The organism is Clostridium beijerinckii HUN142 (genome assembly GCF_000621745.1).
Classification (GTDB): Bacteria; Bacillota; Clostridia; order Clostridiales; family Clostridiaceae; genus Clostridium; species Clostridium beijerinckii_A.
On sequence record NZ_JHXK01000039.1, the window covers coordinates 1 to 23,611 of the forward strand.

Below are 23,611 nucleotides of genomic sequence, written 5' to 3' on the forward strand. Positions count from 1 at the left end.
TGGTGGGACAGCATTTGGATTTATGTTACCAGTTCTTGCTGGATTTATTGCAATGAGTATTGGAGATAGACCAGCTCTTTCAGTAGGTTTTGTTGGTGGTGCTTTAGCTAGTGCGGGTATTACTTTTGCAAGTGCATTTGATCCAAAGATTCCAGCAGTTTCTGGTGGTTTCTTAGGTGCATTACTTGCAGGTTTCATTGCTGGATATTTAGTTGTTGGCCTTAAGAAGTTATTTGCAGGCTTACCAAACAGTTTGGAAGGTATTAAACCAGTATTTTTATATCCTTTACTAGGAACATTTCTAATCGGTGTTATAATGTTATTCATAAACCCAGCTATGGGAGCTATAAATACAGGTATTAGTAGTGCTCTTAATTCAATGGGTGGAACAAGTAAAATTCTTTTGGGAATTATTGTAGGTGGAATGATGTCAGTTGATATGGGTGGTCCAGTTAATAAAGCAGCGTATCTATTTGGTACAGCATCACTTGCTAGTGGAAACTTTGATATAATGGCAGCTGTTATGGCTGGTGGTATGGTTCCACCACTTGCAATTGCAATATGTACTTCAATATTTAGAAATAAATTCACTGAAAAAGACAGGCAAGCAGGTCTTGTAAACTATATAATGGGATTATCATTTATCTCAGAAGGTGCAATTCCTTTTGCAGCAGCAGATCCAATAAGGGTATTACCATCTTGTATAATTGGTTCAGCTGTAGCCGGAGCCCTTTCAATGGCATTTGGATGTGCATTAAGAGCGCCTCACGGTGGAATATTCGTTATCGCAATCGTAACTAATCCACTTCAATACTTAGGGGCAATAGTTATTGGGGCAGTAGTTGGAGCAGTAATATTAGGAATAATAAAGAAACCAGTACAAAAATAGGATTTATGGTAAAATAAAAGGGTAGATTAATATAAGGGTATACGGAGCAGTGGAAGTTAAAAAAACAACCACTGCTTCTTTTTATAAAATATTATAAAAAAAATTAGAGGATTTAAACTCCATTTGTCATATGAGAATTTGATTAAGCATGAATAAATCCTAGAATATAATAATGTTATTAATCATAAATTTCTATTTGTAGACTTTTAATATAAATACAATAATACATTTTTATAAAAAAGAATAAAATATAAGATTTTCTTATATATCTCTTTTATGGATTTGTATCATATGTTACGCAAAAATATAAAATAATATGGTATTATAAATTTACAAATAAAACATAATATAAATAAGTATTATAAGTTAAATGAATTTGAATTTTTGAATTTTCTTGAATTTAAAAATAATAGAAGTTTAATTTTCTAGTTAAATACTTTTGCTATAGGAGGAGAAAAATATGAGTTTATTTTTAGGAAAGATACATTATTGGTTATTTAATAAGATTTTATGGTTTGAAAAATTAGAAGGTGAAATAATAGCTCTTGCAAGAGAAGAAGGAATAAACATAGAAGAGTTACGTAAAGAAATTAATGAAAAGTATGGTGAGCCAACTCCAGATCTTCCATTAGAAGAAATGATAGATACAAGTAACATCCATGGATGGTTACAAGGAAAGATTCATTCAGCAGAAGGAAGAATGGCAGCATGGACAACAAAACTTATAAATAATAATAAAGATGTTACTGCAAAGCTAGAAGAGATTTATTCTATCCAAGGAGTTAAAGCTGCAAGTGAAGTTAAAGAAAAAGGAATGGAACTTACAAATGCAGGTGAAATTTTTAATAGTATTAATGACTACATTTTAGACGGAATGCCTTGCGATAGAGTTAATGAAGTAATTAAATCAGAAGAAGATATTGTTGAATGGAAAAGAAGAGTATGTGTTCATAGCGATATTTGGAATAAAGAAGAAGGTGACGTTGATTACTTCTACAAACTAAGAAGTTTATGGGTTAAAGAATTTGTAAATGCAATTAATTCAGATTTTGAGTATGTGGAAGAAGACGATAATACAATGGTAATAAAAAGAAAATAGTATTTTTAAAATTAAAAAATTAACATGTTAAATTTAAATAAGAGTTAATTTATAAATATTTAGAAATCTACAAAGATTAAATTTATCATTATTCATTATAATCTATAATGAATATAGGTAGTAGGAGGAGAAAGATATGGATGCTATAGCTTTAATGATGGAAGAACATGAATTTATAAAAAGAATGTTGGTTGTTGTAAGAAAAGCCTGTTTTAAATTATATAAAGGTGAGAAAATAAGTTATGATGATTTTAATTCTATGATAGGCTTTATTAGAAACTTCGCTGATTCTCATCATCATAAGAAAGAAGAAATGATGCTTTTTAATAAGATGGTTGAAGAAATAGGTCCAACTGCTGAAAAAATAGTGAAGCATGGTATGCTTGTCGAGCATGATCTTGGTAGACTTCATATAAGTGAACTTCAAACTGCACTTAAAAATCTAAAAGATGGAAATGAAGAAGCTATTTTAGACGTAATTTCTAATGCTATTTCCTATACACATTTACTAGAGAGACATATTGATAAAGAAGATAAAGTTGTATATACATTTGCAAAAAGAGAATTAAATGAAAGTATATTGACAGATATAAATAAGGAATGTATTGATTTCGAAGAAATTAATAATCACATAAGAAAAGATAATATTTTAATACTAGAAGAATTAGAAAAAAAATATAATTCATAAATGAATGGTGTTATAGTAGGAAACTGCTGTAACACTTTTATTTTATAAATAAATTTATATCTAATGATTGTGTGAAAAATATTGATTTAAATAAGCTCAAATCAATAGATTTAAGGGCTTACTTCATTTTGAAAAGGAGTATACTGGTTTTATAATAAGTCACTAGATTAAATCTTGCTTTTTATAAATATAGAAAATCATAGAATCTGAATAAAAAATTATAGCAAGATAAAGTATAAAAAACTTTACCTTGCTATAAGATATCCTCTAAAGTATATTTGCCAACCTCATCAATAAATGAAGTTATAGCTGATGATAATATGGCTTTTAATTTGCATTTTGAGGAAGAACAAGTATGCTTTGCGCTGGAAAAACATTCTGATATATTTATACTATCTTCAGTAATAACTAATATTTTTCCTAGATTTATGTCCTTTGGTGGCATCCCAAGTTTTAAGCCGCCATTTCTTCCTTTAGTAGATGTTACGTATTCGGTTTTACCTAATCTATGGACGATTTTCTTTAAATGATGTTCTGATATTTCAAGGTTAGATGCCAATTCTTCTACAGTACATATTTTCTCTTGATTATGAGCTAAATATATTAAGATTCTAAAAGCATAATCTGAAAACTTAGATAAGTTCAAATTTTCACATCCCTTCTGTATTTTTATTATACCCTATAATAAAAAAAAGTAAATTGGTTAAAAATAAAATGTGTATTTGTATTGCACATTAAAAAAACCTGTGCTAATATTAAGGTGTATTTAGAATGCACTTTAAAATTTATACATATAAAGAAATTATATATAAGAATTACATTGTGGAGTTTAGAAAGGTGTTTTTTTGAAAAACATAGTTAATTAAATATTAGTTAGATAGGAGAATGGTTATGGATAAGAGTTTGTTAAAAGTGTGTGATTTAAGAATTGAAGCAGATAATAAAGAGATTTTAAAAGGATTAAATCTTGAAATAAATAAAGGCGAAGTTCACGTAATAATGGGGCCAAATGGAGCAGGTAAATCTACTCTAGCTAATGCTCTTTTAAATAATCCCAAATATAAAAGATTAAGTGGAGATATAGAATTCGAGGGTGAAAACATTAATGAATTAAAGACTGATGAAAGAGCTAAAAAAGGTTTATTTTTATCATTTCAATACCCAGAAGAAATTCCGGGCATAACTGTAGAGAATTTTTTAAAGTATGCTAAGAGAACTACAGATGGAAATGTGCTAAAACATTTTAAGTTTGACTTAGATTTAAAGAAAAATATGAAGGAATTAAAAATAGATGAAAGCTATGCAAGCAGATATTTAAATGTAGGATTTTCAGGTGGAGAAAAGAAGAAAAATGAAATACTACAAATGTTAACTTTAAATCCAAAGCTAGCAATTTTAGATGAATCAGATTCAGGACTAGATGTTGATGCTATAAGAATTGTTTCGAAAGGTATTAAAATGTTCTCGAACGAAAATAATGGAGTTTTAATTATAACTCATAATACAAAAATATTAGAAAATTTGAATCCTGATTATGTTCATGTATTAGTAGATGGAAGAATAGTTAAAACAGGAGATGGAAATTTAGCCAAGGAAATTGAAGAAAAGGGATATGAATCTTTTAAAGAAAATGTAGCTATATAAAGGTGGTGAAATAAGATGGAAAACAAAAAGAAGACTTATATAGATGAGATGGATAGAGGAATCTATGATGTTAAAAACGAAGACAGCTTTAGTTTTAAATCTGAAAAAGGACTAACAAAGGATATAATCGAAACTATTTCAGAAGAGAAAAATGAAGCAAAGTGGATGATGGAATTTAGATTAAGATCTTTAGAAATATATAATAAATTGAAATTACCAACATGGGGACCATCCTTGGATGAGCTGGATATGGATAATATAGTAACCTATGTAAGGCCAAAAAGCAGTTTAGTTGGTTCTTGGGATGAAGTGCCTGAGGATATAAAGAAGACTTTTGATCTATTAGGAATTCCAGAAGCTGAAAAGAAATCACTTGCTGGAGTTGGGGCACAGTACGATTCAGAAGTAGTTTACCACAGTATAAAGGAAGATTTAGTAAAACAAGGCGTAATTTATACTGATATGGAAACAGCTTTAAGAGAACATGAGGATTTAGTTAAAGAATATTTTATGAAGTGTGTTACACCTAACGATCATAAATTTGTTGCACTTCATGGAGCAGTTTGGTCAGGAGGATCTTTTGTGTATGTTCCTAAAGGGGTTAATGTTGACATACCGCTTCAATCTTATTTCAGATTAAATTCACCTGGAGCAGGACAATTTGAACATACACTAATTATTGTAGATGAAGGGGCAAAACTTCATTTTATTGAAGGTTGCTCAGCTCCAAAGTATAGCGTTACAAATTTACATGCAGGCTGTGTTGAGCTATATGTAAAAGAAGGCGCAACATTAAGATATAGTACAATAGAAAACTGGTCAAAGAACATGCTTAACTTAAACACTAAGAGAGCAATTGTTGAGAAGAATGGAACAATAGAATGGGTATCAGGTTCTTTTGGTTCACAGATATCAATGTTATATCCTATGAGTATATTAAAGGGTGAAGGAGCAAGAGCAGAATTTACAGGCGTATCTTTTGCAGGTAAGGGACAAAACTTAGATACTGGAGCAAAGGTTATACATGCTGCTCCAAACACCTCTTCTACTATAAACTCAAAATCAATTTCTAGAAACGGTGGAAAAGCTACTTATAGAGGAGTGCTTAAGGTAAATTCAAATGCTTATAATTCAAAGTCTATGGTATCTTGTGAATCTCTAATGTTAGACAATAAATCAAAATCAGATACTATTCCGGTAATTGATTTATTAAATGATGATGTTGAAATTGGGCATGAAGCAAAAATAGGTAAGATAAGCGATGATTCTATTTTCTACCTTATGACTAGAGGAATAAGTGAAGATGAAGCTAAATCTATGATAGTAAGAGGGTTTGTAGAACCTATATCAAAAGAGTTGCCATTAGAATATGCAGTAGAAATGAACAATTTAATCAACATAGAATTAGAAGGAAGCATAGGGTAGGTGAGAGAAATGAAGGCTATACAATTTAATAATTTAAATAAAACTCCAATAAGAACTAAAAGCTGGGTTAATATTAATGATATAAGCCTTGGAGAATTAAATATTGGAGAAATTAAAAAGTTTGATAATGTAGAAATCAAAGGATCAAAAGGCGTTCATATTCAAAAGTTAGAAAATGATAAAATATTACCTTTATATAGAGAGTTTCAATATGGAATCAGTGAAGATTTAATAAATCAGGGTAAAGAAGATTTTAACCAAGGTTATTTAATAACAGTAGGAAGAAATGTGAAAAATGATAAACCAATAGTATTAGAATTTAATTTTGATAAAGATAATAGTTCCTTAGTAGATAATTTAATAATTGCTGGGGAAGAAAATTCAAAAGCTTCTATTATAGTAAAGTATAAATCTTTAGATGATTCAAATGGTTATCATAATGGAATTTGTACTATATATTCAAAGAAGAATAGTGAAATTAAACTAACTAAAGTGAATTTTTTAAATGACAATACAATTCATTTTGATTCGAATGTTTCTGATATTGAAGAAGATGGAAAGGTTGATTTTATATCAGTAGACCTTGGAGGACAATATAGTATTTACAATTATCATGGAGATTTAATAGGTGATAAATCAGCTGCCAATATAAATTCTATTTATTTAGGAAATAAAGATAAACTTATAGATATTAATTACATTGTAACTCACAAAGGTCAAAGAAGTAATTCAAATATAAATGTTAAAGGAGCACTTCAAGGAGAAGCTAGAAAGGCTTTTAAAGGAACTTTGGATTTTAAAACTGGTGCATCTAAAAGTGTAGGTGCAGAAGATGAATATTGTATGCTACTTTCAAAAGAAGCTAGAGCCAAAGCAATGCCAGTGCTATTATGTGCAGAAGATGATGTTTCAGGAGAACATGCTGCTTCTTCGGGAAGAATTGATGAAAACAAATTATTCTATTTGATGTCTAGAGGATTAAGTTATGATGAAGCTAAGATTGTAATTGTTAGAGCTGCATTTAATCCAATAATAGATGCAATTGGCGATAATGACATTATAGAAGAAATATTACAAGGTGTAGACAGGGGACTTAAAAATGAATAATATAGATTTTTTAAAAGATTTCCCTGTTTTAAGGGCCGGTGAAAATGGGGAAAGATTAGTTTATTTAGATAGCGGTGCCACAACTCAAAAGCCTGTTCAAGTTTTAGAGGCTATTGATAACTACTATAAAGTAAATAATGCTAACCCTCATAGGGGGGCTTATAAATTAAGCATAGATGCAACTAAAGCCTATGATGATTCTAGGGAAAAGATTAGAGAATTTATCGATGCAGAATTTTCAAAAGAAGTTATTTTTACTAAAAATGCAACAGAAGGTTTTAATCTTATAGCATCCTCTTATGGAATGGATAATATAAATGAAGGTGATGAAGTTGTTATTTCAATTGCAGAGCATCATTCAAACCTTATTCCATGGCAGATTGTATGTAGAGCTAAAAAAGCAACATTAAAATATATGTACGTAAATGAAAACGGAGAAATTCCAGAAGAAGAAATTAAGGATAAAATTACTGAAAAGACTAAATTAGTGAGCATAACTCATGTTTCAAATGCACTTGGTACTATAAATCCAGTTAAAGAAATTATAGAATACGCTCATTCAAAAGGTGCTGTAGTAATTATAGATGGATCACAAAGTGTACCACATATGAAAGTAAGTGTAAGAGACTTAGATGCAGATTTCTTAGTATTTTCAGGTCATAAGCTTTTAGGCCCAATGGGAATTGGTGTAGTTTATGGTAAGAAGGAGATTTTGGAAAGCATGCCTCCATATATAGTTGGTGGAGATATGATTGAATATGTTTATGAGCAGGAAGCAACCTTTGCAGAATTGCCATCTAAATTTGAAGGTGGGACTCAAAACGTTGAAGGTGCTGTAGGGCTTGCAGCGGCTATTGATTATCTAGAAAATATAGGAATGGAAAGAATAGATGAAATAGAAAGAGACCTTACAGGTTATGCTCTTGAAAAATTCCAAGAGCTGCCTTATGTAAAGATATATGGACCTAAGGATTTAAGCCATAGAGGTGGAATAATTTCATTTGACATAGAAGGAGTTCATCCTCATGATGTTGCTTCAGTTTTTGATTCTCACAGTGTTGCAATAAGATCAGGTAATCATTGTGCTCAGCCATTAATGAGATATATGGGTATAAATGCAACCTGTAGAGCTAGTTTCTACTTTTATAATACAAAGGAAGATATAGATAAATTAATTGAAGCAACAAAAAAAACATATGAAATGTTTTTGAAATGGAGGTAATTTAGATGGATTTAAATGCTATTTATACAGAACTAATTATGGAACACAGCACTTCAAAGCATAATAAGAGAAACTTAGATAACCCAGATATTAAGGAAAAAGGTCATAATCCAAGCTGTGGAGATGAAATTACGTTAGAACTTAAATTAAACAATGGTGTTATTGAAGATTTAGCCTTCACAGGGCAAGGATGTGCAATATCTCAAGCATCTACATCAATAATGATAGACCTTATAAAAGGTAAAAATATCAAAGAAGCATTAAAGCTTACAGAAACTTTTATTGGAATGATTAAAAGAGAAATTAAAGATGATGAAGAATTATATGCATTAGAAGATGCTATGGCCTTTAAAAACATTTCCAACATGCCAGCAAGAGTTAAATGTGCAGTTTTAGCATGGCATACTTTGAAGGAAGCATTGGAAAAATAATTATTATTAGATAGAATAGTACCTAGACTTTATTTAAAATTAAATGAAATGTAAAATGTGTTTATTTTCAGTTAAGTAAAAACTTTAAATTCTTATACAAATATAGAAAAAGCTAGTAACTATTTTTTATTAATATGAAAGTTGTGGCATGTGAAAAATATAAATTTCAACATTTTAAAAGTTATAATACTCTCATGTATTTCCGTTGGAAACATACGAATAAATGAGAATATTATAACTTTTGTTTATTTAAGCTAAAATTATACTATCATTTGAAGAACATGGAATTACTTCATTGAAAAATACATACTATCAAAATCTTTTAGTAATACTATAGATGAAGATAGAATTAATAATTAACAATATAGAAACAAAGAGAAAATGAGGTAATACAATGAGAAAAATGAAAACTATGGATGGTAACACAGCTGCTGCATATATGTCATATGGATTTTCGGAAGCAGCGGTAATTTTTCCAATAACTCCATCATCACCAATGGCAGAACACGTGGATGAATGGGTTTCACAAGGGAAAAAGAATATTTTTGGGCAACCGTTAAAGGTTGTTGAAATGCAGTCAGAAGCAGGTGCAGCTGGTGCACTGCATGGTTCGCTTCAGGCAGGTGCATTAACAACTACATATACAGCATCCCAAGGATTATTACTAATGATTCCTAATATGTACAAAATAGCAGGGGAATTGCTACCATGTGTTATACATGTAGCTGCTAGAGCGCTTGCAACATCTGCACTGAGTATATTTGGAGATCATCAAGATGTTATGGCAGCAAGGCAAACAGGTTTTGCAATGCTTGCAGAAGGATCCGTTCAAGAAGTAATGGATTTAAGCGGGGTGGCGCATTTAGCTACTATAAAATCGCGGATACCTTTTATGAATTTTTTTGATGGATTCAGGACATCTCATGAAATTCAAAAGATAGAGGTAATTGAACCAGAAGAACTTGTTAAGGTACTAGATTATAAGGCGCTTAATGAATTTAGAAAAAGAGCTTTAAATCCAAATCATCCTGTTATAAGAGGAACTGCTCAGAATCAAGATATTTACTTTCAAATGCGCGAGGCTGTAAATAAGTATTATGATGATGTTCCAGAAATTGTTGAACAATATATGACCGAGATTACTAGGCTCACAGGTAGATCATATCATTGTTTTGATTATTATGGAGCGCATGATGCTGATAGAATTATAATTTCTATGGGGGCAGTAAATGATGTTATAGAGGAAACTGTAGATTTTCTAAATAATAATAAACAAAGAGTAGGGCTTGTAAAAGTAAGGTTATATAGGCCATTTTCAGTGGATAAACTATTGAAGGCTATTCCAAAGACTGTAAGAAAAATTGCAGTTTTAGATAGAACGAAAGAACCAGGGTCAGTTGGAGAACCACTTTATCTAGATGTATCAAGAGCATTTTTTGGAATGGATAATGCTCCGATTGTTGTTGGTGGAAGATTTGGACTTGGATCAAAAGATCCAACACCGGCTCATATTGCTGCAGTCTATGACAACCTATTTTTAGATGTACCAAAAAATAACTTTACAATTGGAATAATTGATGATGTTACAAATACATCTTTAAGAACATTTGAACATATAGATGCCACTCCTGATGGAATTACATCATGCAAATTCTGGGGCTTAGGATCAGATGGTACAGTTGGTGCGAATAAAAGTGCAATTAAGATTATCGGAGATAATACAGATATGTATGCTCAAGGATACTTTGATTACGATTCTAGAAAATCAGGAGGACTTACAGTTTCGCATTTAAGATTTGGTGATAAGCCAATTAAATCTAGATACCCAATTGATAGACCGGATTTTGTTGCGTGTCATAATCAATCTTATGTGTATAAATATCATGTAATTAGAGGGTTAAAAAAGAATGGTAAATTTATATTAAATACAATTTGGACGCCTGAAGAATTAGATGAGAGATTACCAGCATCTATAAAAAGGTATATTGCTCAAAATCATATAGAATTCTATATAATAAATGCAGTTAGAATAGCTCAAGATGTTGGCCTTGGAGGAAGAATAAACATGATAATGCAAGCTGCATTCTTTAAAATAGCAAACATAATTCCAGTTGAAGATGCTATTAAATTTTTAAAAGAAGCAGTTGTTAAATCATATGGTAATAAAGGCGAAAAAATTGTTAATATGAATCACGCAGCAATAGATGCAGGGTTAGGGGGAATAACTAAAATTAAGGTTCCTTATAGTTGGAATACTGATTTAGATGATAAACTTGAGCTTGACGAGGATTTTCCGGAATTCATTAAAGAAATTACTAGACCAATGAATAGATTAGAGGGAGATTCAATGCCAGTGTCTCATTTTGTAAAAGCAGGAATGCAAGATGGTACTTTTATGTCTGGAACAACGTCTTATGAAAAGAGAGGAATAGCTGTAAATGTACCAGAATGGATACCAGAAAACTGCATTCAATGCACACAATGTTCATACATATGTCCGCATGCTACAATTAGAGCTTTCTTGCTAAATGAAGATGAAAAAGAAAAGGCTCCTGAAAGGCTAAAAGTGTTAGATGCAAAAGGAATAAAAGGTGATGAAAAGTTATATTTCTCAATTGGTGTTACTCCACTTGATTGTACTGGATGTGGTAATTGTGCACAAGTATGTCCTGCACCAGGTAAAGCATTAGTAATGAAATCACAAGATAGTCAACACGAGCAAATTGAGGCTTGGAATTATTATCTAGAAAAAGTTAAACCTAAAAATCCACTGAATAAATATACTCTTAAGGGAAGTCAATTTGAAAGACCATTACTTGAGTTCAATGGAGCATGTGCAGGCTGTGGTGAAACTCCATATGCAAGGCTTGTTACACAATTATTTGGTGATAGAATGATGATTGCAAATGCCACTGGATGTTCATCTATTTGGGCAGCAGGGTCATATGAAATGGCATATACAATAAATGAACATGGACATGGACCAGCGTGGGCAAATTCATTGTTTGAAGATAATGCTGAGTTCGGATATGGAATGTATTTAGGTGTTAAAACAATAAGAGAGAGAATAGCTAATAATGTTGCTATTGCCCTTGAAAGTGATATGTCAGATAAAACCAAAGAAGTACTTAAAGATTGGTTAGATAATAAAGATATTAGCGATGGAACAAGAGATAGGGCAGATAGATTAATAGAAGTTCTTGAAAATGATAGTAGCGAAATTGCTAAAGAGATATTAAGAGATAAAGAATATTTTGTAAAGAGATCACAGTGGATATTCGGAGGTGATGGCTGGGCTTATGATATAGGCTATGGCGGTCTTGATCAAGTAATAGCAATGAATGAAAATGTAAATATATTAGTATTTGATACAGAAATTTATTCAAACACTGGTGGTCAGTCATCAAAGTCAACTCCAACAGCAGCAATCGCTAAATTTGCTGCATCTGGGAAGAGGACGAAGAAAAAAGATTTAGGAAGAATGGCTATGACATATGGATATGTTTATGTAGCTCAAGTTTGTATGGGAGCAGATAAGAATCAAACTATTAAAGCTATAACAGAAGCAGAAGCATATGATGGTCCGTCATTGATAATAGCATATTCTACATGCATTAATCATGGAATAAAAGTAGGAATGTCAAATACTCAAGAGGAAGAAAAGAAAGCAGTTGATTGTGGATATTGGCATCTTTATAGATATAATCCAGCATTAAAGGGAGAAAAGAATCCATTTATATTAGATTCTAAAGATCCAAAAGAAGATTTTAAAGACTTCTTAATGGGCGAAGTAAGATATGCATCTCTTGCTAAAGCATTTCCAGAGGAGTCAGAAAAATTATTCGAGAAAACAGAATCTGAAGCGAAGGAAAGGTTAGAAATTTATAAAACATTAGCAAATCAACAATGATTTTATAAAAAGGACTAAATACAAAATGTTGTAATTTAAATTTAATAAAGAGTAACATATTAACTTTGCAATTAGAAGTTAATATGTTATTTTTTTTATAAAAACATTCTTTGCGAATAATTTATTATATATATAAATATTATTAAATATAAATATTATAAAGGAGTTAAGTGTGTATAAATTAAAAGAACTGAATATTATACACATTGAAATATTATGTAGAAAAGTCGTTCATAAGGATTCCGAGAAGAAATATGGAGGAGTTTAAATGAAAAAAAATATATTAATGGAAAGAATTTTTCATGATATTAACTATGATAATTATGTTGTACAGTATCAAGGAGATATTGAAGCAGAAATTTCTAAAATACCAGATTACTATGTTACAGTGATTAATGATAGATATGCTATTGTATCTGTTAAAAAAGATGTGGAAATTAATATGGGTAATGAACCATACATTTCATCAATTGTATATGTTATTCCTGCAGAATTTTATACTTTACAAGATATTTCACCAGTAGATGCATCTCAAGCTAGTTTTTTACAGACTGGATCTCAATTAAATTTAACGGGAAAAGGTGTAAATGTAGCAATTATCGATTCGGGCATTGATTACCTTAGTGAGGAATTTATGGATGCTAATGGAGAAACAAGAATTGTAAGCATATGGGATCAAACATTGATAAGCACTGGCGAAAATGATTCGGAATATGTACCGTTTGGCGTATTATTTGATAGAAGTAAGATAAATGATGCTATAAGAGCAAGTAGGGAAGGAGGATCTCCAGACGATATAGTTCCAAGTAGAGATGAAATCGGACATGGAACGAATATGGCTGGAATAATTGGAGCAAGTGGAAAAAATCCAAATTTAAGAGGTGTCGCACCAGATTGTAATTTTGTAGTAGTAAAACTTATAAGAGATTTTTCTTATGAGGTTCAGTTTCCTGATGTCATAGTTCCGGTGTTTAATATAACTGCTATTTTTGCGGCCTTGCAATATGTGTATGAATATGCTTTAACTACTAATAAGCCAATGGTTATATATTTTCCTCTTGGAAGTAGCTTAGGCAATCATAAGGGAGAAGGCATATTGGAAGATTTTATAGACGCAATATCAAGTAATGGAGGGATAGCGGTAGTTACTGGTACAGGAAATCAGAGAGATGCGGGAGGTCATACATCTGGTTCAGTAACTCAGATTGTCGGAGTGCAATCACCTGGTGCTGGGGTTGCAGAGTTAGAAGCATCACCTGAACAAAAAAATATATGGGTTCAAATATGGGCAGATTCGCCTAACATAATGACAGTTGAAATAGTATCGCCATCAGGAGAAAGCTCCGGCATATTAAGTGTAATAATTAATTATACTATAAATCATACTTTTATTTTTGAAAAGACTTCAATTAGAGTTAATTTTTATTTTCCTGAAGAAGTTACTGGAGATGAGTTGATACGGATAAGGTTTTATAATTTGCAGCCTGGTATATGGAGGATTAGAATACAGGCAAATTACATTTCTAATGGAAGATTTAATGCTTGGATACCACAAAAAGGACTAACAGTTGGAGATACAAGATTCAGCTTCTCGGATCCATTTGGAACTATAACAAATCCAGGGAATTCCATATATTCTATAACTGTGGCGGCATATAACCAAAATAATAATAATATTGTTGATTTTTCTGGTATGGCATTTTTGGAATCCTATACTGATAGAATAGATGTTGCAGCAGGCGGAATAAATGCACTAACAGTTGCTCCGAATAATACAACAGCAGTAGTAAGCGGTACTAGCGTATCAACAGCTGTTGTATCTGGAGTTTGTGCTATGTTATTCCAATGGGGGATTGTAAATGGAAATGAACCCAATATGTATGCACAAACTATTAAGGCATATCTTGCAAAAGGAGCGATGGCAAGGAGTGGAGATATTACGCCAAATCCATATTGGGGTTATGGTATATTGAATGTGCCAAAGATTTTTGAAAATATGACATAAAGAGAGAATAATTAAGAAAATATTTTAATCATCTTTTTAAAGACTTATTCATAATTGAGTAGGTCTTTTAGTTTATTACAGAAAAGTAATTTTGACCAGAAATTTAGTGGCGATTTATATCATAAAAACAAACAATATGCATAATTAGATATTGAATGTAATCGATTAATAATATGATTAAATAAGGAATAAGGTCAAGCTAAGGAGATGAGGAATATGAATAAAATCTATACTGGAAAACATTTAGATGAACATTTATTCAATTAAAACATACTATAATATAAAATAAATTTTGCTCTCTAAAGCTTGGAGGAAAAATATGAGATATGAAAAAGTTGAATTAACGTATTCATATAATTCACTAGAACCATATATTGATGAAGAAACTGTAAAAATACACTATACTAGACATCTTCAAGGATATGTTGATAAACTAAATAATGTTCTTAAGGGATATGAGAAATTTACAGAGGGAAAAACTTTGGAGCAAATACTTTCAAATCCAAATAAAATACCTAAAAAAATTTATCAAGATGTTATAAATCAAGGTGGAGGAGTATTAAACCATAATTTATATTTTTCAATTCTTTTTCCTTACCCCAAAAAGGAACCTGAAGGGAAACTACTTAGCGAAATAGTTAGTACTTTTGGTTCATTAGAGATGTTAAAGAAACTTGTGAGCGAAGCTGCGATAAATAAATTTGGTTCAGGCTATGGTTGGCTAGTTAAAGATAAACGTGGTAAGCTGAAAGTTGCAAATAGTTCAAATCAGGATACACCTCTAAGTTTCGGATTCACTCCAATACTAACAATAGACGTTTGGGAGCACTCTTATTATTTGAAATATAAGAATTTACGCGGAGACTATGTTAAAAACATATGGAATTTAATCGATTGGGCACGAGTTGAGGAATTATATAAGAGTGATAATCTAGGCTGATTTTATTTTTATTGGAAAAGAGAGCTTTAGTTAAAGTTCTCTTTTCTATATGTGTTAAAAGAAAATTAAATTAAAGTGGAGTATAGTGAAATATTATACACAATTTATAAAATAAGAATTATAATAAAGGAGAATTCAAATTAATTTTGGGGGTAAGGAGCATATATGTCGGAGTTAAAAAGAATATTAGGACCAAGATTGAATAGTTTATTAGAAGAAAATAAAAATATTAAAGAGAAATTCATAAATGAAAAATATTTAGCAAATACTTTAACTAGGAATATTTGTTTAGAATATATAAATGAAGAAAGAATAGAGATTAGTGGATGCAGATTTGAGAATGTTGTGTTTAGGGAGTGTTGTTTAAAAAATGTAGACTTAGTGGATATAATATTTGAAAATTGTGATTTATCAAATGTTGATTTTTCAAATGGAAGTATACATAGAATAGAATTTAATAACTGCAAGCTTATAGGAGCTGATTTTAGTGATAGCAGTATACAAGATGTTCTTTTTAAAGACACAGTTAGCAGGTATTCTAACTTTGGATACTCAAAAGTTAAAAACGTAAAATTTCAGGAATGCAATATGCAAAGTAGTATGTTTTTGGAATGCAGCTTTAATTATGTTACATTTAATGGATGTGATTTAGATAACTCTGAATTTACTAATACCCATCTTAAAAATGTAGATTTTAGGGGAAATAGTATATCAGACATATTATTAACTGGAAGAGAGCTAAAAGATGCTATCGTATCACCTATGCAGGCAGTGGAGCTAGCGAGACTACTTGGCGTAATAGTGAAATAAGTATTATTTCAGCCACAGTAAATTTGTTTATAAATAATTTGTTTTTGGATTTTAAATCTTAGATTCTCCAAAGGTTAGGGTATGAGTTTCAAAATACTTTGGAAATATTGATAAACCTATGGAGAGTGATATAATAATTGTAATGTAAAATTCGTTTAGGAGGAACAGTAAGTGGAAAAGATAGCATTAATTACTGATAGTGCATCAGATATAAGTATTGAGTTATTAGAAGCAAATAAAATAAAGCTTTTACCGTTCAAAATTATATATTCTGATAAGGAATATGAAGATAGAATTGACATAACTCCTCAGTTTATGTATGAAAGGTTAGAAACAGAAATTCCTAAAACATCGCTGCCAAGCATTGAAAAAATAACGAGTGTTTTGAAAGATGCTGTTAATGAGGGATTTACTCATGCAATAATAATAACTATTTCATCCGCATTTTCTGGCACATATAATGCTGTAAGATTAATTTGTGATGAGTTTAAGGATCTGCAGACTTTTGTATTTGATTCTAGAACATTAACAATGGCAGAAGGGGCAATGGTTTTAGAAACTGCAAGGTTAATTAGGGATGGGAAATCATTTAATGAAATCATTGAAATGCTACCTACATACAGAGAGAAGATAGATTTATTTTTTACAATAGATACTTTAGAATATCTTCAAAAAGGAGGAAGGATTGGTAAAGTCGCAGGAACAATAGGAGATCTTTTGAATCTTAAGCCAATAATAACTGTAGCAGAAGATGGAACATATAGAACGGCAGCCAAAGTTAGAGGCTCAAAGCAAGCGGTATCAAAGTTAACTAGTATATTTAAAACATACCTAGAGAAAGGTAAATATAAAGCTTGGATTTTAGATGGAAATGGTTTTGATAAGGTGCAAAACTTATACTATTTAATAAAAGATTTACCTAATGTAGCTGAGTGCACAATAGCTGGGACAATAGGTCCAGCACTTGGTGTAAATACAGGCCCAGGACTTGTAGGACTCGCAATCGAGAGGATAGATTAATAAATTTGAATAAAGACTATAAATAAACTTCTAGTAAGTTAAATGAGAAATTAATTCTTTAACTTACTGGAAGTTTAATTTTTGCACATAAATATTTTTTATTATATAGGAAAAACTATTCTGTATAAAAATAAAGAAAAACAGGAGGAATTAAAATGAATTTTCCAACATCTTTTCCTAAACAAGAACAAAAGGAGCAACCGGGATTGGAGTATGAAATGAATCCAGCTCCAATATATGATGATCCAAATTATAATACAAAAGGAGATAAATTAAAGGATAAGATTGCAATAATTACTGGTGGTGATAGTGGAATAGGGAAAGCGGTTGCTATAGCATATGCGAATCAGGGCGCTGATATAGTGATTGTTTATTATAATGAGAATAAAGATGCAGAAGAAACAAAAGCAATAATAGATGGTATTGGTAGAAAATGTATGCTGACCAAAGGTGATATTGGTGATCCTAATTTTTGCAATAGTGTTTTAGAAAAAACTATTAGAGAATATGGAAAAATAGATATATTAGTTAATAACGCAGCGGTCCAATACGAAAGCACAGATTTTAAACAAATAAGTGATGAACAATTTGATAAGACATTTAAGACAAATGTATACGGGACTTTTTATATGACAAGAGCAGCCTTAAATCATTTGAAAGCAGGTGGATGTATAATAAATACTGCTTCAATAACTGCATATAAAGGAAATGAAACATTAATTGACTATTCAATGACTAAAGGTGCTATAGTTACATTAACAAGATCTTTATCGACTGCATTGGCAAAAGGGAAAACTAACATAAGAGTAAATGCTGTTGCACCTGGACCAATATGGACACCATTAATTCCAGCAAGTTTTGATGAAAAAAAGGTTGAGAAATTTGGATCAGATACACCATTAGGAAGAGCAGGACAGCCAGTGGAGTGTGCTGGAGCATATGTATTTCTAGCTTCACAATGTGCTTCATATATCACAGGACAAGTGATTCATGTTAATGGTGGAGAAATAGTAAATGCGTAGATTACATAACAAAAGATATTTATAATATTTTTGAAAGTGCATTTTATATAAATTATGCTAAGAAATTTATATTGTATGCTTACTTTCAATCCTATGAGATTAGTAGTAATATAAATTTGTCATGCACTTATATAGATTGAAACCGCACTTTTTAAGTTCATAAAATGTTGACTAAAAGATCTGGAGCCAGGAGTAAAATCTTGGCTTTTTTGATTGAATTGGTGTAAAAAAGTTAAATAGAAAAGTTAGAAGAATGACGCTAGACTTTCTATCTATATGATTTATAGATTAAAAAATTTTATTTATCAACACCATATAATAATCTTAGTTCTGACATCAAATAGACGTACATATATGTGATGAGGGTTGAAAAGCTAAATTAAAACAAAAAATCTTGACTACATATAGATGAATGTCTATACTATATACATAGATTAATAGAATGGTTAATATTGAAAAAGGAGTTAAATGTGTGTAAGAAATATGATAAGAATGGAAAAATTTTAAAGGCTCTTGGAGATTCTAATAGGCTTAAAATAATAGAGTTATTATCTTGTGGAGAAAAATGCGCGTGTGAGATATTAGAGAGTTTTAAATTTACACAGCCTACTTTATCACACCATATGAAAGTGTTAATAGATTGTGGGTTAGTTAAAGCAAGAAAAGATGGAATTTGGAACTTGTACAGGTTAGACACAAATAATTGTAATAGACTAGTGTTGTTTTTACTCAATCTAATTACAGAAAATGAGTATTGCATACAAGATGATAAAAAAAATCAAAATTTTGATTAAGAGTTAATGTATAAATGTAATTTTATTAATCTTTAGAATATATTAAATATAATGTACTTATTAAAAATAATAAAAATTGAATAAAAACGGAGATCAAATGAGGCAGATTGATTTAACTAAAGGAAAAACATTGAATGTTCTAACAACATTGTCAGTACCAATAATGGGGAGTTCATTGCTACAGTTTACATATAATCTAGTTGATATGTTGTGGGTTGGTGGCCTTGGAAGTAATGCTGTCGCAAGTGTTGGATCAGCAAGTTTTTACGTAGGTCTTGGATATTCTATAAATTCATTAGTAGTTATAGGAACAGGAATAAAAGTTGCACATGCAATAGGTAAAAAAGAAGAAAATCAGATAAAAGAATATATTAATGCGGGCCTTTTAATTAATGCAGTAATGTCATTTATTTTTGGGTCTATACTCATTATATTAGGAAGAACACTTGTAAACTTTTTAAATATTAATAATATTGTAGTTGAAAAAGATGCATATACATTTTTAATATTCAGTGGACCCACAATAATTTTTGCATTTTTTAATCTTTTATATGCAAGAATATTAGGGAGTTTTGGAAATAATAAACTAGCATTTAATATAAATATTGTAGGAGTAGTTGTAAATATAATATTAGATCCAATTTTCATCTATGTTGTAAAACTTGGAGTTGAAGGCGCAGCCATAGCAACAATGATTGCTAATATTATAATGTTCTTATTATATCTATTTAAGTCATCGGGAATACTTAGATATAATTTTAGCATAAAAATTGATTATAATAAGATAAAGGAAATAATAATTTTAGGGTTTCCTATGGCGATACAAAGAATTCTATTTACTATAATAAATATATTTCTTGCAAAAATAATAGCTATATTTGGATCGGATGCAATAGCTGCTCAAAAAATAGGACTTCAAATTGAATCTATTACATATATGGTTATTGGTGGTCTTCATGGTGCGATAGCTGCATTTACAGGTCAAAATTTTGGGGCTAAAAAATATGAAAGAATCAAAGAAGGGTATAACACTGCACTTAGGATAGGAATTATATATTCTCTTCTTATGGCATTCATATTCATGTTTTTTAGCACACCATTTATTAAATTGTTTGTTAAAGATCAGCAAACAATTGCAATAGCTAATATGTACTTACAAGTGGTAGCCTTTTCTCAATTATTTAGTACTACAGAAACAGTATCTAATGGATTGTTTACAGGTATAGGGAAACCTAAAATATCTTCAATTATCAGTGTTGTATTCACAGCACTGCGAATACCAATGGCATTAGTTTTAATAAAACCATTTGGTTTAAATGGTATTTGGATAAGTATTTCTATATCGAGTATTCTAAAAGGTAGTGTAGCTTATATATTATATATAATTGAGGTTAAAAGAAAATATAGATAGATTAGTAAATAAGTAAATATATATATAGATAAAATTTATATGGGGAGGCAGTCAATGTTAAATGAACTTAAAGAATTATTTACACCTTATGAGTTATTAAAAGGTAATTATGGTATAGAAAGAGAAAGTTTAAGAGTAAATAATAAAGGAGAGTTATCAGTTAAGAGTCATCCAGAAGTATTTGGTGAGAAAGTGGAAAATGAATATATAACTACGGATTTTGCTGAAAGCCAAATAGAAGTTATAACACCACCATTTAAGAGTATAGAAGAAACATATAATTTTTCTAGAGTATTATACGATATTGTGGCAATGGAAACTGAGGATGAGTATTTATGGCCACAGTCCATGCCGGGCATAATACCTAACGATGATAAAATTAGAATTGCAGAATATGGTGACAATGAAAAAGGTAGCGAAGCTAGACTTTATAGAGAAAATTTGATAAAAAAATATGGTGGTAAGAAGCAGCTTATATGTGGCATTCATTATAATTTTTCTTTTGATGATGGCTTATTGAGCAAGTTATATTGTTTATATGAAAGACAAAACACACATAAGCTTTTTAATGGAATAGTTAATAAAAGCCAGAAATTGGGATACAAGGATTTTAAAAATAACTTATACTTAAAAGTTACAAGAAATTATTTGAGGTATCGATGGCTTATTATATATCTTTTAGGAGCAAGTGGAGTTGTTGATAAAAGCTATATGGGACCTTGTATGAATTCATCTAAAGAAATTGCACACGATAGTTTTTCGAATGAAGGGGCTTTATCTTATAGAAATAGTGAATGCGGATATAAGAATAAAATAGATTTATATCCTAATTATCATTCTGTTGATGAACACATTGAAAGTTTGAGGAGATTTGTAAGCGATAAGCTTATAGGCAGTCATAAAGAGTTGTATAGTTGTGTAAGGATTAAACCAAAAGATCCTAATGACTTCTTCAATTCTCTTAGTAAAGATGGAATTCAATATCTAGAATATAGGAGTATTGATATTAATCCATTTGAAAAAGGAGGAATAAGTTTAGAAGATCTTTATTTTCTTCAAATATTTAATTTATTTTTGCTAATTAATCAAGAAACTGATTATGATAAATGGCAGGAAGAGGGTACAGAAAACCAAAATATAATTTCAAAACTAGGGCAAAAGGACGTTCTATTAAAGAAAGATGGGAAATTTATTTCTAAAGAGCAGTGGGGATTAGAAATATTAAATGATCTAAGAAATATTAATGATAAACTAGGCCTTGGGAAAGAAAAAATCATTGACTTGATGATTGGAAAAATTAAGAATAGTGAATTGACATATGCTTACAAAATTGAAAGGAAAGTAAAAGAAGAAGGATATATAAATGCACATTTAGATATAGCACGAAAATATAAAGAAGAGTCTTATAAAAACAGATTTAAGTTAGAAGGATATGAGGAGTTAGAGTTATCTACTCAAATATTAATGAAAGAAGCTATTAAAAGAGGAATAAAAGTTGAAGTTTTAGATAAATATGAAAATTTCATATCACTTAGAAAGAATACTAAAATAGAATATATTAAGCAAGCAACTAAAACATCAAAGGATAGCTATATAACTGCTTTAATTATGGAAAATAAAAGTGTGACTAAGAAAGTTATTTCTGATAGAGGTATTAAAGTCCCAAAAGGAATTGAGGTAAACTCAATAGATGAATCTTTTAATATAATAAAAAATTTTACTAAAAAGCCAGTTGTTATTAAGCCAAAATCAACAAATTTTGGGATAGGCATAAGCATATTTAAAGAAGGTGCAGATGAAGAGAGCATTAAAAAGGCTTTTGAACTTGCATTTAAACATGATAATACAGTTCTTATAGAGGAATTTATTAAGGGAAAAGAATATCGTTTTTTAGTTATAGATGGTAAAGTTGCAGGGGTACTCCATAGAGTTCCAGCTAATGTTAAAGGCAACGGAGTAAATTCTATTAAGGAATTAGTGGAAATAAAAAATCAGGATCCGCTAAGAGGTCATCACTATGTAACACCACTTGAAAAGATAATTTTAGATGAAAGTGCAGAATTATTTTTGGAGCAACAAAATAAAGATTTTAATTATATTCCTGAAAAAGACGAGGTTATTTATCTAAGAGAAAATTCAAACATAAGTACTGGTGGAGATAGTATAGATTATACTGATGATATTCCAGAGAAATTTAAAAAGATAGCGGTAAATGCAGCAAATGCTGTCAATGCAAAAATTTGTGGAGTTGACATGATGCTTGAAGATTTTAATGATGAAAATTCTAATTATTCAATAATTGAACTGAATTTTAATCCTGCAATTCATATCCATTGCTATCCTTATAAAGGTAGGGAAAGAGAAATTGGCGTAGAAGTATTAAGAATATTAGATTTTGTTTAAAATATATAATTGTGAAAAATAAAGGAAGCTCTCAAAAGAGCTCCCTTTAATATAATTAGTTATAATTATAGAGATTCAACAGCTAAAGCCGATAATACTGCATTAGTTATAGTGAGTCCAGCTGTTACAGCAATTAAGCTAGTTGGCTCAAGTTGGATTGTATAAGTTGTATTATCATAAGCTGGATTACAATCACAAAATTGAAAACTAAATGATTCGGATTCTAAGACACTAACTGTTTCAGCAAAAGTAAAGGTTCCCCCTATTGGTTGAGGAGATCCATCACCAACTGTTTTTATTATTGTAAAATTTAAATTTACTAAGATATCTACAGGTAAAGAGATTATGCTAGTAAATGTTAAAAGTACTTTAGGATTGCACATATTAGTAGTATCTATAGAAACACTAGCTACAGGTATAGGTCTAGATAATGGTGTCGAAATTATAGGCAAAGGCCCAACTCCACCAGAACCAACATTTAGTAAAGCTCTACCAGGTTCTGGGGCACGATTGTAGCATCTGCAACTAGGACGATTGTCAGAATAAGTGTAGCTAGGGCGATTGTCGGAATAAGTGTAACTAGGACGATTATCGCAGCAATCATAATCACGTTCATTTTCACAAATAATATTCATAAATTACCTCCATACTATCATAAGTTTATCAAGTTTTTCTCCGTATAATTTAGTTGTAAGAGATTCTTTTCATAGTATATTGTATGAGAAATATATAAAAATGTGATGTATTAGGAAATCTAATATTTTATAAATTTTTATGAGTATAATAATGAA

At 30.3% G+C, this 23,611-nt stretch carries 19 protein-coding genes; 17 read left to right on the forward strand and 2 right to left on the reverse strand.

Annotation, left to right across the window (positions count from 1 at the left end):
* From T483_RS0116195 to T483_RS0116205, 3 genes are all read left to right on the forward strand, one after another.
* A partial coding sequence (locus T483_RS0116195) for a PTS fructose transporter subunit IIC (protein ID WP_026887789.1) occupies window positions 1-889 on the forward strand: 889 nt, incomplete at its 5' end.
* Window positions 890-1,349: 460 nt separating this feature from the next.
* Window positions 1,350-1,988, forward strand: a complete 639-nt coding sequence (locus T483_RS0116200; protein WP_026887790.1) for a hypothetical protein — start codon at window positions 1,350-1,352, stop codon at window positions 1,986-1,988.
* Window positions 1,989-2,124: 136 nt separating this feature from the next.
* Window positions 2,125-2,676 carry a hemerythrin domain-containing protein gene (locus tag T483_RS0116205; RefSeq protein WP_026887791.1) on the forward strand — a complete coding sequence of 184 codons (552 nt, stop codon included), beginning with the start codon at window positions 2,125-2,127 and terminating at the stop codon, window positions 2,674-2,676.
* Window positions 2,677-2,929: 253 nt separating this feature from the next.
* Here the strand turns inward: T483_RS0116205 and T483_RS0116210 are convergent, their stop codons facing one another.
* Complete coding sequence (locus tag T483_RS0116210; protein WP_026887792.1) at window positions 2,930-3,322, reverse strand: RrF2 family transcriptional regulator; 393 nt, start codon at window positions 3,320-3,322, stop codon at window positions 2,930-2,932.
* Between the two features lie 245 nt (window positions 3,323-3,567).
* On the opposite strand from T483_RS0116210, the gene sufC reads away from it, so the two are divergent.
* The 14 genes from sufC (at window position 3,568) to gshAB (ending at window position 22,820) form a co-directional block, all read left to right on the forward strand.
* A complete protein-coding gene (sufC, locus tag T483_RS0116215; protein ID WP_026887793.1) occupies window positions 3,568-4,320 on the forward strand; it encodes a Fe-S cluster assembly ATPase SufC in 753 nt (250 codons plus the stop codon).
* 15 nt (window positions 4,321-4,335) lie between these two features.
* Window positions 4,336-5,745 carry a Fe-S cluster assembly protein SufB gene (gene sufB, locus T483_RS0116220; RefSeq protein ID WP_026887794.1) on the forward strand — a complete coding sequence of 470 codons (1,410 nt, stop codon included), beginning with the start codon at window positions 4,336-4,338 and terminating at the stop codon, window positions 5,743-5,745.
* A 9-nt stretch (window positions 5,746-5,754) separates the two neighbouring features.
* The gene (sufD, locus tag T483_RS0116225) at window positions 5,755-6,852 is read left to right on the forward strand and encodes a Fe-S cluster assembly protein SufD (RefSeq protein ID WP_026887795.1); all 1,098 of its coding nucleotides are present in this window, start codon (window positions 5,755-5,757) and stop codon (window positions 6,850-6,852) included.
* A complete protein-coding gene (locus T483_RS0116230) occupies window positions 6,845-8,074 on the forward strand; it encodes a cysteine desulfurase (RefSeq protein ID WP_026887796.1) in 1,230 nt (409 codons plus the stop codon). The genes sufD and T483_RS0116230 overlap by 8 nt, the downstream gene beginning before the upstream one ends.
* A 5-nt stretch (window positions 8,075-8,079) precedes the next feature.
* Entirely contained in the window at window positions 8,080-8,505 is a 426-nt protein-coding gene (gene sufU / locus T483_RS0116235; RefSeq protein WP_026887797.1) for a Fe-S cluster assembly sulfur transfer protein SufU, read from the forward strand.
* Window positions 8,506-8,899: 394 nt separating this feature from the next.
* Window positions 8,900-12,415 (forward strand): pyruvate:ferredoxin (flavodoxin) oxidoreductase, encoded by a 3,516-nt coding sequence (nifJ, locus tag T483_RS0116240; RefSeq protein ID WP_026887798.1) that lies wholly within the window; start codon window positions 8,900-8,902, stop codon window positions 12,413-12,415.
* A 268-nt stretch (window positions 12,416-12,683) separates the two neighbouring features.
* Window positions 12,684-14,420, forward strand: coding sequence for a S8 family peptidase (locus T483_RS0116250; protein WP_026887799.1), 1,737 nt, complete (start codon window positions 12,684-12,686; stop codon window positions 14,418-14,420).
* Between the two features lie 319 nt (window positions 14,421-14,739).
* Window positions 14,740-15,360: a superoxide dismutase gene (locus T483_RS0116255; protein WP_026887800.1), complete on the forward strand. Its 621-nt coding sequence runs from the start codon at window positions 14,740-14,742 to the stop codon at window positions 15,358-15,360.
* Between the two features lie 165 nt (window positions 15,361-15,525).
* Window positions 15,526-16,170, forward strand: a complete 645-nt coding sequence (locus T483_RS0116260; protein WP_026887801.1) for a pentapeptide repeat-containing protein — start codon at window positions 15,526-15,528, stop codon at window positions 16,168-16,170.
* Between the two features lie 171 nt (window positions 16,171-16,341).
* On the forward strand, window positions 16,342-17,190 hold the full coding sequence (locus T483_RS0116265; protein WP_026887802.1) for a DegV family protein: 849 nt from the start codon (window positions 16,342-16,344) through the stop codon (window positions 17,188-17,190).
* Window positions 17,191-17,345: 155 nt separating this feature from the next.
* Window positions 17,346-18,212, forward strand: coding sequence for an SDR family oxidoreductase (locus T483_RS0116270; RefSeq protein ID WP_026887803.1), 867 nt, complete (start codon window positions 17,346-17,348; stop codon window positions 18,210-18,212).
* 470 nt (window positions 18,213-18,682) lie between these two features.
* Window positions 18,683-19,006 carry an ArsR/SmtB family transcription factor gene (locus T483_RS0116275; protein WP_026887804.1) on the forward strand — a complete coding sequence of 108 codons (324 nt, stop codon included), beginning with the start codon at window positions 18,683-18,685 and terminating at the stop codon, window positions 19,004-19,006.
* Between the two features lie 97 nt (window positions 19,007-19,103).
* Complete coding sequence (locus T483_RS0116280) at window positions 19,104-20,417, forward strand: MATE family efflux transporter (protein ID WP_026887805.1); 1,314 nt, start codon at window positions 19,104-19,106, stop codon at window positions 20,415-20,417.
* Between the two features lie 54 nt (window positions 20,418-20,471).
* Window positions 20,472-22,820: a bifunctional glutamate--cysteine ligase GshA/glutathione synthetase GshB gene (gshAB, locus tag T483_RS0116285; protein WP_026887806.1), complete on the forward strand. Its 2,349-nt coding sequence runs from the start codon at window positions 20,472-20,474 to the stop codon at window positions 22,818-22,820.
* Between the two features lie 65 nt (window positions 22,821-22,885).
* On the opposite strand, the gene T483_RS0116290 is transcribed toward gshAB, so the two are convergent.
* Window positions 22,886-23,455, reverse strand: coding sequence for a DUF4489 domain-containing protein (locus T483_RS0116290; RefSeq protein WP_026887807.1), 570 nt, complete (start codon window positions 23,453-23,455; stop codon window positions 22,886-22,888).
* Window positions 23,456-23,611: the final 156 nt, after the last annotated feature.